The following is a 14,007-nucleotide window of genomic DNA, read 5'->3' as shown; positions in this document are numbered from 1 at the left end:
AGCCGCCCATGACCACGCCCACCGCCCCCGCCCTGCCCTGGCGCCTGGGTGCGGGCTATGGGCTCTTGGCCGCACCGCTGGCCTTTGCCTCGCTGCCGCTGTATGTGCTGCTACCGCACCACTACGCGCAGGTCTACGGCGCGCCGCTGGCGGCGCTGGGCCTGGTGCTGCTGGGCACGCGCGTGGCCGATGCACTCATCGACCCGGCCCTGGGCCGTCTGGTGGACCGCTGGCTGCGCAGCGGCAGCCGCCAGGCCCTGGCCGCAGCCAGCCTGGCCGCCGTTTTGATGGCGCTGGCCTTTGCTGCGCTGTGGTGGCCGCCGCGCGCGCCTGCGGCCCTGGCAGGCACGCCCTGGCTGCTGGGCTGGTTGGCCCTCACCCTGCTGCTGTGCACGCTGGCCTATAGCGGCTTGAGCATCCTGCACCTGGCCTGGGCCGCACGCTGGGGCGGCCTGCCCGCCTGGCGGGCCCGCGTGGGCGCTTGGCGCGAGGGCCTGGCCCTGGGCGGCGTGGTGCTGGCCTCGGTGCTGCCCACGCTGGCCGGCCTGGCGCTGACCTGCGCCGTGCTGGCCGCCTTGCTGCTGGCGGGCCTGCTGGCCCTGCGCACCCTGCCAGCCAACCCGCTGAGCCAAGCACTGAACCACGCAGAGCTCACCGCCGAGCCACCGGCCACCGACGCTGCCACGCCCAGCGCCGCAGCCCCCGCGGTGTGGCGCAACCCGGCCTTTTTGCGCCTGCTGGCCGTGCACCTGTGCAATGGCGTGGCCGCAGCCACTGCCGCCACGCTGCTGCCCTTTTTTGTGGCCGACCGGCTTCAAACCCCGACGCTGCAACCGCTGTTTTTGCTGGGCTACTTTGCCGCCGCAGCCCTGGCCTTGCCGCTGTGGGTGCGCGTGGTGGCCCGCCTGGGCTTGGCGCCGAGCTGGCGCCTGGGCATGGTGCTGGCCGTGCTGGCTTTTGCGCCCACACCTTGGTTGACTGAGGGCGACGCCTGGGCCTTTCTGGCTGTGTGCCTGCTCAGCGGCGCCGCATTGGGGGCCGATCTGGCCCTGCCCGGCGCACTGCTCACGGGTGTCATTCACCACGCCGGTGCACAGCGTCAGGCCGAGGGCGTCTACCTGGGCTGGTGGACCTGTGCCACCAAGCTCAATCTGGCCCTGGCCGCTGGCCTGGCTCTGCCACTGCTCGCCGCCCTGGGCTACGAGGCCGGCACGCGCAGCAGCGCGGGCTTGCAGGCCCTGGCCTGGGCTTATGGCGGCCTGCCCGTGCTGCTCAAACTCTGCGCCTGGGCCCTGCTGCGGCGCAGCGAACACCATCACCCCACCTGGAGCGCCCTGTCATGAACCCATCCCTCGCCCCCCGCAGCACACGCTCCCCCAGCCGCTGGCCACACTACCTGCTGCTGAGCGCCGCCGCCTTGCTGAGCGCTTGCGCCAGCCCACAGGTGGAGGACTACCGCGCCGAACAGCCGGTGCTGGACTTGCGCGAGTACTTCAACGGCCCCTTGACGGCGCACGGCATCTTCACCGACCGCTCGGGCCATGTGGTCAAGCGCTTCACCGTCACCATGACCGGCCAGTGGCAGGGCGACGAAGGCGTGCTCGACGAGCACTTCCTCTACAGCGATGGCAGCACCCAGCGCCGCGTCTGGAAGCTGCGCCACTTGGGCGATGGCCGCTACAGCGGCAGCGCCGATGACGTGGTGGGCCAGGCCCAGGGCCAGAGCGCGGGCAATGCACTGCGCTGGGCTTACACCCTGGCCCTGCCCGTGGACGGGCGCGTGTGGCATGTGCAGTTCGACGACTGGATGTACCGCATCGACCAGGGCACCGTGCTCAACCGCGCTCGCATGAGCAAGTTCGGCATCACCCTGGGTGAAGTCACCCTGTCCTTTCACAAGCCCGCGTCCGCAGCCAGCGCTGCCCCAAGGTGAACGCCATGTCCAGGCTGTGCTCCCCTCTCAACCCGCCCCTGCGCGATTGGCGCGGCCTGCCCGTGTGGCTGATAGGCGCCTCCAGCGGCATCGGGCGCGCCACCGCGCACGCCCTGCATGCGCGCGGCGCCAAGGTGCTGGTGTCAGCCCGCCACAGTGCGGCCCTGCAAGAGTTCTGCAACAGCCACGAGGGCAGCCAGGCCCTGATGGTGGACGTCACCGACGCCGAGGCCATGCGCCGCGCTGCGCACAGCGCCCTCGCCTTCGCCCAGGCCTTGGGGCACCCGGCACCCGCCCTGGTGGCCTACTGCGCCGGCCATTACCGGGCCCAACAAGCCACGCAGTTTGACCTCGCGGAAATGCAGCGCCACCTGGCCGTGAACTACAGCGGCGCACTGCACCTGCTCGACGCCATGCTGCCCGCGCTGCTGCAAGCCGGGCGCGGCCACCTCAGCCTGATGGGCAGCGTGGCGGGCTACCGTGGCTTGCCGCTGTCGCTGGCCTATGGCCCCACCAAAGCCGCGCTGCACCACCTCGCCGAATGCCTGCACCTGGAACTGCGCCCGCTGGGGCTGGGGGTGTCCATCGTCAGCCCGGGCTTTGTGGACACGCCGCTGACCCAGCAAAACCACTTCCACATGCCCAGCCTCATCAGCCCGGAACAAGCCGCCGAGGCCCTCATCCACGGCTGGGAGCGCGGACACTTCGACATCCACTTCCCGCGCCGCTTCACGCTGTGGATGCAACTGCTGCGCCACCTGCCCGACGCCTGGTACTTCGCCGCCGTGCGCCGCGCCACCCAAGGTCAAGCCCATGAACACGCCCCGACACCCTGAAGACCCCGCGCGCGCCGTGCAAGCCCTTATCGCCGCCTACGAACAGCTGCGCCCCGACACCCTGCACGAGCTGCTGGCCCTCTACGCCGAAGACGCCCACTTCAAAGACCCCTTCAACGAAGTCAGCGGCCGCAGCGCCATTGCGCGCATCTTCAGCCACATGTTCCAAGTGCTGCACCTGGCACGCTTTGAGTTCGTGCACAGCGCCGTGCAGGGCCAGGACGCCTTCCTCACCTGGAACTTTCACCTGCAGCGCCACGCCAAATCAGCGCCGCTGTGCATCCACGGCGCCACCCACCTGCGCCTCACCACCCAGGGCCTAGTGCAACTCCACCGCGACTACTGGGACGCCGCCGAAGAGCTCTACGCCAAGCTGCCCCTCTTGGGCGCACTGATGCGGACGCTGCAGCGGCAGCTGCGCTGCCCGCAGACCTGACGCCGCAGGGCGCTGCTGCGGTTCAGCCCTGCGCCCTTCTCTGCCGCTGGCCCCGCTTCGCCCGTGTCGCTGGCGGTTTGACGGCTTGCTCCGGCGCAGACACCGGCGGGCCCACCTTGTCCAGCACCTCTGGCGGCCAGGCCACCTCGTATGCCGTCTTGTAGCTCAGCCAGTTGGTCGTGGCCATCAGCACCGCCAGCGGGAGCATCAGCGGCGAGATCAGGTGCATAAAGCTCATGAGAATGGGGTTCTCGCGCCAGCGGCGCACATAGCCAGTGCCCCACACACTCACCGCACCCAGGCTGTCCCACCACGTCACGGGCACGCTGGTGTCGGCCAGCGCCTCCCCGGCTGGCAGGGCGGGGCCGTTCTCGTTCATGTACCGCCTCACGTGCTCCCACACGCGGGGGGTCGTGTATTCGCTCAGCACTTTGGCGTCACCCAGACCAAAGCCGTCCACATAGGGCGGCAGATTGCTCGGGCTGATGGGGCCTTGGAACTCGCCCGGGTTCTTGTCTCGCACCATCAGCACCAGCGTGTGGTGGGTCTGCGCGCTGCTGCCCGTGGTGGCCGTGGTGACATGGTGCTCCGCCACGATGTCGTCCCAGTCGTGTTCGATCACCAGCGCTTGCCCACGCCGCTTGGGGCGGCCTTGCTCGTCCAGGTCCTCAACAAGGCGGTAAACCTTGCGGCGCTGGCGGTCGAACAGAATGGGCAGGTCGATGGGAAGGAAGAACTCCAGGCGGCTGAAGAACCACAGGGCCCAGATGCCGAAGGCGAGGAAGAGCAGGAATCCCGGGAGCGTGACGACAAAGTCCGTCCAGTGCGGCCCCCCCATCGTCCGGTCAGGCTGCTATACATTCCCAGTCCCATGAGGGAGCACCCGAATCCAGCCCCAAGCGCGCAACCCACCCCACCGATCAAGAACACCACCCCTCGCAGACTCTTGGCTGAAGTCGTGTACTCCAGGGCGTTGGCGTACACACCACGAACCCAACCACCAGAAGTGGTTTCTGGAACTGCACGCTGGTTTTGCGGGTACACCGCAAACGGAACAAGTTTCTCTTCGCTCATGCGGGTTGCGCTTCTTTGTGACCTCAAGGCTTGGGGCGGTCACGCAGGGGGTGAACCACAGGCCCTGGACCATCGACGTAGGTGCCAGGCAAGGGTGTGGGCTGATTCACGACGCAGCGAAAGCTCTCATAGGAATAGGCCACTTTTCGCCCCCGGAAGGTTTCGCCTTCAGGAAGACGTGCAGTCCGCTCTGTCAAAACAAAGCCGCGGATCATGCTTTCGTTTGGTGGTGAGCCACGCAGCACCTTTTGCACCCCGCTGGCTGGGCCTGCAGGGTTGTGGGTCTGTTGCAGGGTCTGGTAGGTGTCGGGCGCATACCAGTCCTGGGTCCACTCATACCCATTGCCCACCATGTCGTGAAGCTTCAGCTTGGACGGCGGAAAACGACCTACCGGGTACAGATAGTCCCCGCCTCTGCGCATCTCTTCCTTCTGCTCAAAATTTGGGTGATTGCGCCCCTCCTCCAGAATGCCGTTGTCCGTCGGCGCAGGCTCGTAGTGCGTCTTGCGTCCATTGCTCGCCGCGTATTCCCACTGCGCCTCCGTCGGCAGCGCAAAGGGCAAGCCCGTCACCTTGCCCAGCCACGCACAGTAGGCCTGAGCCTGCACCCAGGTCACCCCCGCCGGGGTTTCGTCTGAGGTACGAGACCTGCGCCAACCACGGTTGGAAACCGGCTCGTCGCCTTGCGGTGGGTGCGGCGGCAGGGCATTGGCCGCCACGTACACGTCAAAGTCCCCGTACGTGACCTTGAGCTGCTGGATGGAGTAGGCATCCAGCGTCACCCAGCGTGGGGGCTTGTTGTCTTCGTCTCTGGTGTAGGGCGGGTTCCCGGTGAGTTGGGCCTCTGGGCCCAGCACCGCGCCTGTGGCCTTGAGCTCCTCCGTCATCAACGGCCCGGGGTCACCCAGCCAAAAGCCCCCGGCAGGCACATGGCTCAGCCGCTGCTTGCTGCGCTGCGCCAGCGCCTCCACGCGGGCCTGCACTTCGGCAGACGGGGCTGCGGCCCCGGTGGCCCGGGAGTCACACCCCGCCAGCGCCACGGCTGCTGCCAGCAGCACCCAGCGCGCAGGGAACGGCAGCGTCAAACAAGAGTTTTTCTTCATGTGGTTTTGTCCGGTCGGTGCCATGTCTCAAGGCTTAGGGCGGTCACGCAGGGGGTGAACCACAGACCCTGGACCATCGACGTAGGTGCCAGGCAAAGGCGCGGGTTGATTCACCACGCAGCGAAAGCTCTCATAGGAATAGGCCACACGTCGCCCCCGGAAGGTTTCGCCTTCAGGAAGACGTGCAGTCCGCTCTGTCAAAACAAAGCCGCGGATCATGTCTTCGTTTGGTGGTGAGCCACGCAGCACCTTTTGCACCCCGCTGGCTGGGCCTGCAGGGTTGTGGGTCTGTTGCAGGGTCTGGTAGGTGTCTGGCGCATACCAGTCCTGGGTCCACTCATACCCATTGCCCACCATGTCGTGGAGCTTCAGCTTGGACGGCGGAAACCGGCCTACTGGGTAAAGCATCCCGCTGTTCTTGTTCAGCGCCTTGATTTGCCCATAGGTTGGATGGTTGCGCCCCTCCTCCAGAATGCCGTTGTCCGTCGGTGCGGGCTCGTAGTGCGTCTTGCGTCCATTGCTCGCCGCGTATTCCCACTGCGCCTCCGTCGGCAGCGCAAAGGGCAAGCCCGTCACCTTGCCCAGCCACGCACAGTAGGCCTGAGCCTGCACCCAGGTCACCCCCGCCGGGGTGTCGTCTGAGGTACGAGACCTGCGCCAACCACGGTTGGAAACCGGCTCGTCGCCTTGCGGTGGGTGCGGCGGCAGGGCATTGGCCGCCACGTACACGTCAAAGTCTCCATACGTGACCTTGAGCTGCTGGATGGAGTAGGCATCCAGCGTCACCCAGCGTGGGGGCTTGTTGTCTTCGTCTCTGGTGTAGGGCGGGTTCCCGGTGAGTTGGGCCTCTGGGCCCAGCACCGCGCCTGTGGCCTTGAGCTCCTCCGTCATCAACGGCCCAGGGTCACCCAGCCAAAAGCCCCCGGCAGGCACATGGCTCAGCCGCTGCTTGCTGCGCTGCGCCAGCGCCTCCACCCGGGCCTGCACTTCGGCAGACGGGGCTGCGGCCCCGGTGGCCCGCGAGTCACACCCCGCCAGCGCCACGGCTGCTGCCAGCAGCACCCAGCGCGCAGGGGACGGGGGCGTCAAACAAGAGTTTTGCTTCATGGAATCTTGCCCGGTCGGTGCCATGTCTCAAGGCTTGGGGCGTGCGGCCAAGCCCTGCGCCCTTCTCTGCCGCTGGCCCCGCTTCGCCCGTGTCGCTTGCGGTTTGACGGCTTGCTCCGGCGCAGACACCGGCGGGCCCACCTTGTCCAGCACCTCTGGCGGCCAGGCCACCTCGTACGCCGTCTTGTAGCTCAGCCAGTTGGTCGTGGCCATCAGCACCGCCAGCGGGAGCATCAGCGGCGAGATCAGGTGCATAAAGCTCATGAGAATGGGGCTCTCGCGCCAGCGGCGCACATAGCCAGGGCCCCACACACTCACCGCACCCAGGCTGTCCCACCACGTCACGGGCACGCTGGTGTCGGCCAGCGCCTCCCCAGCTGGCAGGGCGGGCCCGTTCTCGTTCATGTACCGCCTCACGTGCTCCCACACGCGGGGGGTCGTGTATTCGCTCAGCACTTTGGCATCACCCAGACCAAAGCCGTCCACATAGGGCGGCAGATTGCTCGGGCTGATGGGGCCTTGGAACTCGCCCGGGTTCTTGTCTCGCACCATCAGCACCAGCGTGTGGTGGGTCTGCGCGCTGCTGCCCGTGGTGGCTGTGCTGACATGGTGCTCCGCCACGATGTCGTCCCAGTCGTGTTCGATCACCAGCGCTTGCCCACGCCGCTTGGGGCGGCCTTGCTCGTCCAGGTCCTCAACAAGGCGGTAAACCTTGCGGCGCTGGCGGTCGAACAGAATGGGCAGGTCGATGGGAAGGAAGAACTCCAGGCGGCTGAAGAACCACAGGGCCCAGATGCCGAAGGCGAGGAAGACAAAGAAAGACGGGAGTACAACTATGTAGTCAAACCATGTCGCTGGGCCCCAACGTCGAACAACAAACTGATCGTGCAAAACCATTCCTATTAGCCAGCAAGCGAACCCTGACCCAAGCGCGCACCCCACCCCACCGATCAAGAACACCACCCCTCGCAGACTCTTGGCTGAAGTCGTGTACTCCAGGGCGTTGGCGTACACACCGCGAACCCAACCACCAGAAGTGGCTTCTGGAACTGCACGCTGGTTTTGCGGGTACACCGCAAACGGAACAAGTTTCTCTTGGCTCATGCGGGTTGCGCTTCTTTGCGACCTCAAGGCTTGGGGCGGTCACGCAGGGGGTGAACCACAGGCCCTGGACCATCGACGTAGGTGCCGGGCAAAGGCGCGGGTTGATTCACCACGCAGCGAAAGCTCACATCGTCATAAGAAACAGCAGCTCCCTGGAAGGTTTCGCCTTCAGGAAGACGTGCAGTCCGCTCTGTCAAAACAAAGCCGCGGATCATGTCTTCGTTTGTTGGCGAGCCACGCTGCACCTTTTGCACCCCGCTGGCTGGGCCTGCAGGGTTGTGGGTCTGTTGCAGGGTCTGGTAGGTGTCTGGCGCATACCAGTCCTGGGTCCACTCATAGCCATTACCCACCATGTCGTGGAGCTTCAGCTTGGACGGCGGAAACCGGCCTACTGGGTAAAGCATCCCGCTGTTCTTGTTCAGCGCCTTGATTTGCCCATAGGTTGGGTGATTGCGCCCCTCCTCCAGAATGCCGTTGTCCGTCGGTGCGGGCTCGTAGTGCGTCTTGCGTCCATTGCTCGCCGCGTATTCCCACTGCGCCTCCGTCGGCAGCGCAAAGGGCAAGCCCGTCACCTTGCCCAGCCACGCACAGTAGGCCTGAGCCTGCACCCAGGTCACCCCCGCCGGGGTGTCGTCTGAAATACGAGCCCTGCGCCATAGCCAATTCGAGCGAGGCTCATCGCCTTGCGGTGGGTGCGGCGGCAGGGCATTGGCCGCCACGTACACGTCAAAGTCTCCATACGTGACCTTGAGCTGCTGGATGGAGTAGGCATCCAGCGTCACCCAGCGTGGGGGCTTGTTGTCTTCGTCGCTGGTGTAGGGCGGGTTCCCGGTGAGTTGGGCCTCTGGGCCCAGCACCGCGCCTGTGGCCTTGAGCTCCTCCGTCATCAACGGCCCGGGGTCACCCAGCCAATAGCCCCCGGCAGGCACATGGCTCAGCCGCTGCTTGCTGCGCTGCGCCAGCGCCTCCACCCGGGCCTGCACTTCGGCAGACGGGGCTGCGGCCCCGGTGGCCCGCGAGTCACACCCCGCCAGCGCCACGGCTGCTGCCAGCAGCGCCCAGCGCGCAGGGGACGGGGGCGTCAAACAAGAGTTTTGATTCATGTGGTTTTGCTCCGTTATGCCAGACCATCAAGCCAAGTTGTCAGGGATCAACGTGGCCCCTCTGAGCTGCGCCAAGTACAGGAATGAGTTGCCCATGGCGACCTGCGCCATGAACTGGTTGGTGTCGTTTTGAACCAGCGCGTAGCCCCGTGCAGGATCTGAGGGCAAGCGGTCATACAGCTGCTGCAGCTTGGTGTCCCATTTGCTGTCCATGGGCCCGATTTCCATGAAGTTCAGCAGGTGCTGGTAGTTGGCCTTGAAGTCACTCTTGGCGCCTTCTGGGCCCATGTGTTGCACCATGTTTTCAAACTGACTCCTGCACTGGGCCCAGGTGCAAATCAGGTAGATGGCGCGCTTACGGCGGCCCAGCATTTCCATGCCCTCGCTGTTCTCTGCCGCGTGTGTGGTTTTGGTCAAGAAGCCATGGCGGCTCATTTGCCACAGCAAAATGCCGTGGGCTTCTGGTGTGGCCAGACGCAAAGCAACCGGATTGCCAAGGATTTTGTTCATCAGGGCAACGCGCCGATCTTCCCTAGCCATCCCATCGGACAGATCGTCAACAAACTCCGCCCAGGAAGTTGTCAATTTTTCGTAAGCCGTCTCACCGCCCTCTACCATCAACACCGCCAGCCGGGTTGCTTGTCGATACGCATCCCTATGCACCACCTCCAAATACTCAAACCCGACATTGAGCAGCGCATGGAAAAACCACTGCAAAAAGCTGACCACTCGCCGGCCATTGATCTCGAGTGCGATTTCCCCCTTGGCGCCTAGACCCAGACACAGAGCGGCTTTGGCCCGGACCATAAAACGCCCTTTTTCAAAATTCACCATCAAATTCGCCCCTGCGCCCACACCCATTTGGCCCTCTAGCTTGGGGCCGACCGAGGCCATGAAGTCAAATTTGTCGCCCTTCTCCGGGTTGAGAAATTGCAAGCCGCCCACCAGTTCGCCGGAGGCCTTGACACCCGCAAAGACTTCCGCCCCAGCGCTGGCTGAGACTGTGTATTTGCTGAGATTGAGCTGTGTCGTTGGTGGGGTGGGTTTGCTGCGACGCCCGCGCACGGCGGGTCCGGCCGCACCTGCTTTGGTGGCGCTGTAGTCCAGTTCCACAGCCAGTTCAACAGCCAGGCTGGCGCCCGCGCCCGCACCGACTTTGATGGTGGCCATCAGGCGCATGGCACCGATATGAAAGGTCTTGCCCGACTTGGGGCCTACCAAGGCCCACACCCAGCCGGTCTGGCTTGGGAACACGCATTCCAGGGCCGCTTCAGCGCGGGCCACCTGAACTTCGGCCTTTGCATTGGCCTTGCCAAAGACTTTGCCCTCTTTCGGGCTCCAGCTGCCCTCCAAGCCACAGCCCAAGAAGTAGCGGAACAAATGCGCTTCGGACTTGAACAGCAGGTTGCCGTTGTCATCCAACTTGCGTTCGGAACGCAGGGCCTCGGCCCAGCTCTGGAGCTGGGGGAAAAAATGGCCCGCAGCCAAACCCCACTCAGCCTTGAGCTTGGGGGTGATCTTGGTGAATTGGTCTTTGAGGGCCTGACGGTCGATCTGCCCGTTTCTGACGAAGCTGTCGTTTTGCCGGGTGTCGGCTGCACTGAGGTTGTAAGTGCGCCAGTGGTTCTTCATCTTTTCAGAACGAACATAGGTGGCTTTGCGTCCCCAAGGTTGCGCCGGCTGCCCGGGCTTTTGGCGCATGGCCAGTGGCAGCAGACTCATCAATTCCCGGCCATTGCTCGCGCCAGTCAGATAGCCTTGGTCGCCAAGCTCATTTTTGATCTTCTCGTAGGCTTGGTCGTATTTCTTTTGGGCGGCCGTCAATCGCTGCGTCAGCTCTGTCTGAAGACCCAGTGGAGGGAATCTCTGCTCACTCAGCTCTGCCAGCGCTTCTTGCGCTGCATGGATCTCTTGCTTGGCCTGGAGCAGCTGCAAGCACAGGGCCTCCATGGCATTGGCTTCAGCCAAGAAGGCTTGCACATGCTCTTTGGGAACACTGAGCAACTGGTTGCGTTGGGGGTCAAACAGCAGCAAGCCATCGGGCGGCTCCACATGAACCTGCACCTGAGTTGGGCCGTTGGGGTTGGTGGTGGCGGAGCCCTGGTCCTGTGCCGTGGTGTTGGCGGTCATGATTTATTCGTCGTCTCGGAACAAGGAAATGGCAACAGCGCTGCTGGTGTAGACCCGCTGTGTGCGTCCCTGCGCGTCGGTAAAGCCTCGGGCGAGTACCGTGCCGCCAGCGTCTTCGATGCGGTACTTGTAGTTGCACAAGGGCTCGCCGCTTTGCTTGTCTCTCAGAACGAATTGCTCGTCGTAAACCTTCCCGGCCTTCTTCAAGCTCAATCGCTCAGCCCTCGCCCCGCCCCCACTGGTCAACTCCTTCATTCCGGCTTTGAAGTTGACCTGCCCCGGTGCCTTGAGGGTGATGTTGCCGCCTTTGATTTCGATGGCGGCACCCGCGGCGGCCAGTAGCAGGCGCTCGGGGGCTGCCACGCGCACCAGGGCTTGGGTGCTGGCGACATCCAGGGCTTTGTCGGCAGCCACTTTGAGCGCGCCGCTTTGCGCTTGCACGTTCACACTGCCGCTGGCGGCGTGGAGCTTGAGCCCCGTTTCTTGGTTGGGCTTGTCGGCGTTGGTGGCTTTGCCGTAGCTGTAGAGCACCAACCCAGCACGAGCGGCCACGCTGAGATTGCCTTGCGCGAGCAGGTTCACGTCTTGCTGGGCCGTCAGCACCATCTGAGCACCGGCGCTCCAGATTTGGTTTCGCACACAGTGCTGCCCCACGCCCTGTGCCGCGCTGAGCACCAACTCAGGCCGCGTCCAGGCGGCCACACTGCCTCCGCCTTGGTTGCTGCTGCTGATGCTGTCGGCACTGGCTTGCAGGGCCTGTGCGGCACCAAGCTTTTCAGGCGCGGGCTCACCGGGCAGGCCCGCCTTGTGCTGCTGTGCGCTGCGCGCCAGTGTGATGAGCAGGTTCTGTGCTTGTTGCAGCTGCTGTGCTGCGTCTTGAGCTTGCATTTGCGCACTGCGCGCGGCACCGAGCTGTGCCGTCAGCAGCAGCCCAGAGGCCGCCCTGAGCGCGCCCCAGCCCTGGGTGCTGAGTTCCAGCCCGTGGCCTCGCTCACGCAGCCGCTGGTTGTCTTGCTGCTGGCGCAGCTGGCCGAGTTGCAGCCGGGTGTCCAGCGTGCTGCTGGACAGTTCGATGCGGTTGGCGTCTTCGCTGTCATCCAGCACCAGCTGGTTGGCCCCACCTTGGCCCTGGGCGCTGGTGGTGAGTTCTTGCGTTTTGATGCCACTGAGCGCTGCCGCGTGCCCGTTGCCGGTGAACCAGGCTGGCGCACTGCCCAGACCCGCCGCACCGCAGACGGTGTTGCCCGCGGCATCGGCTTGGCCGCGCCCGTTGTAGAGCGCGCCCAGCACGACGGGCCGGTCAATGTCGGCGCCAACAAAACCCACCAGCACCTCTTGCCCGACGCGCGGCGTGAAAGCGCTGCCCCAGTTGGCACCCGCCAGGCTTTGCGCCACGCGCACCCAGGGGGTGGCGGCATCGTCGCGCTGCCACACAAAGCGCAGGCGAACGCGTTGGTCCCGGTCGCTGTGCACGGGGCCGCCCGTGCCCACCACATGCGCGGTTTGCACGCCATGGATGCGGGGCCGCAAGCGCATGCGCACGTCCAGCACACCGCGCGCGTCCAGCTGCTGAGGCCGCACGGCCAGAGTGTGGCGCTGCAGTTGCAGCTGCACTTGGTATTGCGTGTCCGCCGCCAGGCCCGTTGAAGCGTCTTCAGCGGGCAAGGGGCCCAGCCGCTGCAGCAGGGCTTGGGTGTCGGCGCTGAAGTTGCTGCGCGCCCGGTGCTGCGCCGCAAGGATGACGAAGCGGTCGCGCTGGGCGTTGCGGCCATCGTGCACGGGGTGCTCGGTCAGTGTCAGGACGGCGCCAGCGGCAGCTTGGCGCAGGGTGCCCTGAGCTTGCACTTGCTCGGCCCAGGCCTCCAGGGCCTGCACCTGACGCAGGGCCAGACGTTGGCCTTGCGCAGGGTCGGGGTAGGCGTACTGACCGGGCACATCCACCACGGCCAGCTCAGGCAGCGCGGCTTGCTGAGTGGCTTGGCTGACTGGGCGCAGACTGCGCGCACGGTAGTCCGCACTGGCGAGGTCCACACGGGCCGGCGCCACGGCAGCGCGCCGGCGCCACCGCGTCAGGCTGTCTTGGGTGAGTCCGGCACCGGCCTGCGTGTAGCGCACCGGCCCCAGGTCTTGGGTAAAGGCGCCGTTGTGATCGCCAATCACCAAGGTGTGCTGCCCAAACTGCCCATCCAGCGGCTGGCCCTGGTGCTCCCACCAGCACACCAGCCCCTCTTCGCGCATGAGGCGCAGCACAAAGTCAAGATCGCTCTCCTGGTATTGAATGCACAGGCTGCGAGCCGGATAGACGGCTGCATCTTGCAAAGCCCAGCGCCATTGCGGCACCAAGCGCCCCTGCCCAGCGTAGGCGGCGAACACCTCATCGAGGATTTGCGGCACGCTCAAGTCGAGGAAAACGCGCGACTGCTGCTGCAGGGCCAGCAAGGCCAACCAGGGGCGCAGCGCCAAGCGGTAGCGTGCCAGCCCACCGTCGGCCCCCACCAGTGCGGCCTCAGCGACATGGGCATGCCAAACACGGCGGCTGCCGTCGGCCAAGCCCAACTCCACCAGCACCGCTTGCCCCAACAAAGACTTGAGCGAGAAGTGGGCGTTGGTGGACAGCGCGTAGAGCGTGGCGTGAAACCCGGCCTGCGGCCTGAGGTCGGGCGCCGGAACAACGGCCTCGTGCAGCTCCAACAACTCCGCCAGCAAGGTGTCGGGCCCCAAGGGCGTGTGCACACGCAAGAGGCGCGTGCCCTGTTCCATGCCGCCCGTGAATGCGGCATGCAAGATGTCCAGGGCGGCAGTCATGGGCGCCTCGTTGAGCTGAGATTGGGCAGCGCCTCAATGCGCACGATGCGCGAGCGCGGCTGTGTAGCGAAGTGCAACCACCACTGGGAAGACCCGGCTTGCACGCGAAAGCCCAGTTCGTGTGAGCCACCTGCCCCCACCGCGAACACCGACCAAGGGTGCCGCTGCAGCGCCCGCTGCAGGGTTTGGGCGGCAGGGCGCAGGGGGTCTGCCACTTCGGCCAACCATTGCAGCAAGACCGCCGGGGTGGCATCTGTGGGCACATGCATCTGGGCCAGGCGCGCGGCCATGAGGCGCCAGGTGTGAACGCGGCAATTGAAAACAGCTTGCTCGTTGGCGTCGATCATTCGCTTGTGACTCCCCTGTCAGGCCAGCG

General features: G+C 65.4%; 12 protein-coding genes. 4 read left to right on the top strand and 8 right to left on the bottom strand.

Annotated elements, in window-relative coordinates:
• Window positions 1–8 precede the first annotated feature (8 nt).
• The 4 genes from ACG0Z6_RS02545 to ACG0Z6_RS02530 are packed head-to-tail and all read left to right on the top strand — an operon-like array spanning window position 9 to window position 3,205.
• Window positions 9–1,343 carry an MFS transporter gene (locus ACG0Z6_RS02545; protein WP_394458492.1) on the top strand — a complete coding sequence of 445 codons (1,335 nt, stop codon included), beginning with the start codon at window positions 9–11 and terminating at the stop codon, window positions 1,341–1,343.
• The gene (locus tag ACG0Z6_RS02540; RefSeq protein WP_394458491.1) at window positions 1,340–1,933 is read left to right on the top strand and encodes a DUF3833 domain-containing protein; all 594 of its coding nucleotides are present in this window, start codon (window positions 1,340–1,342) and stop codon (window positions 1,931–1,933) included. Before ACG0Z6_RS02545 ends, ACG0Z6_RS02540 begins: the two co-directional genes overlap by 4 nt.
• A 5-nt stretch (window positions 1,934–1,938) precedes the next feature.
• The gene (locus ACG0Z6_RS02535) at window positions 1,939–2,769 is read left to right on the top strand and encodes an SDR family NAD(P)-dependent oxidoreductase (protein ID WP_394458490.1); all 831 of its coding nucleotides are present in this window, start codon (window positions 1,939–1,941) and stop codon (window positions 2,767–2,769) included.
• Entirely contained in the window at window positions 2,747–3,205 is a 459-nt protein-coding gene (locus ACG0Z6_RS02530) for a nuclear transport factor 2 family protein (protein ID WP_394458489.1), read from the top strand. Before ACG0Z6_RS02535 ends, ACG0Z6_RS02530 begins: the two co-directional genes overlap by 23 nt.
• Window positions 3,206–3,227: 22 nt before the next feature.
• Here the strand turns inward: ACG0Z6_RS02530 and ACG0Z6_RS02525 are convergent, their stop codons facing one another.
• The 8 genes from ACG0Z6_RS02525 to ACG0Z6_RS02490 all read right to left on the bottom strand — a co-directional run bounded on the left by ACG0Z6_RS02525 (window position 3,228) and on the right by ACG0Z6_RS02490 (window position 13,978).
• Window positions 3,228–4,043 carry a DUF6708 domain-containing protein gene (locus tag ACG0Z6_RS02525; RefSeq protein WP_394458488.1) on the bottom strand — a complete coding sequence of 272 codons (816 nt, stop codon included), beginning with the start codon at window positions 4,041–4,043 and terminating at the stop codon, window positions 3,228–3,230.
• Window positions 4,044–4,302: 259 nt separating this feature from the next.
• Window positions 4,303–5,406, bottom strand: coding sequence for a formylglycine-generating enzyme family protein (locus tag ACG0Z6_RS02520; protein WP_394458487.1), 1,104 nt, complete (start codon window positions 5,404–5,406; stop codon window positions 4,303–4,305).
• A 3-nt stretch (window positions 5,407–5,409) separates the two neighbouring features.
• On the bottom strand, window positions 5,410–6,489 hold the full coding sequence (locus ACG0Z6_RS02515) for a formylglycine-generating enzyme family protein (RefSeq protein ID WP_394458486.1): 1,080 nt from the start codon (window positions 6,487–6,489) through the stop codon (window positions 5,410–5,412).
• A 27-nt stretch (window positions 6,490–6,516) separates the two neighbouring features.
• Entirely contained in the window at window positions 6,517–7,386 is an 870-nt protein-coding gene (locus ACG0Z6_RS02510; protein ID WP_394458485.1) for a DUF6708 domain-containing protein, read from the bottom strand.
• A gap of 230 nt (window positions 7,387–7,616) precedes the next feature.
• On the bottom strand, window positions 7,617–8,696 hold the full coding sequence (locus ACG0Z6_RS02505; RefSeq protein ID WP_394458484.1) for a formylglycine-generating enzyme family protein: 1,080 nt from the start codon (window positions 8,694–8,696) through the stop codon (window positions 7,617–7,619).
• A gap of 27 nt (window positions 8,697–8,723) precedes the next feature.
• Complete coding sequence (locus ACG0Z6_RS02500; protein ID WP_394458483.1) at window positions 8,724–10,826, bottom strand: hypothetical protein; 2,103 nt, start codon at window positions 10,824–10,826, stop codon at window positions 8,724–8,726.
• 3 nt (window positions 10,827–10,829) lie between these two features.
• Entirely contained in the window at window positions 10,830–13,631 is a 2,802-nt protein-coding gene (locus tag ACG0Z6_RS02495; protein ID WP_394458482.1) for a type VI secretion system Vgr family protein, read from the bottom strand.
• Window positions 13,628–13,978, bottom strand: a complete 351-nt coding sequence (locus ACG0Z6_RS02490; protein ID WP_394458481.1) for a hypothetical protein — start codon at window positions 13,976–13,978, stop codon at window positions 13,628–13,630. The genes ACG0Z6_RS02495 and ACG0Z6_RS02490 overlap by 4 nt, the downstream gene beginning before the upstream one ends.
• Between the last annotated feature and the right edge of the window lie 29 nt (window positions 13,979–14,007).

The sequence above is a fragment of the Roseateles rivi genome (assembly GCF_043555845.1).
GTDB lineage: Bacteria > Pseudomonadota > Gammaproteobacteria > Burkholderiales > Burkholderiaceae_C > Roseateles > Roseateles rivi.
This window is presented reverse-complemented; position numbering and strand designations above follow the sequence as displayed.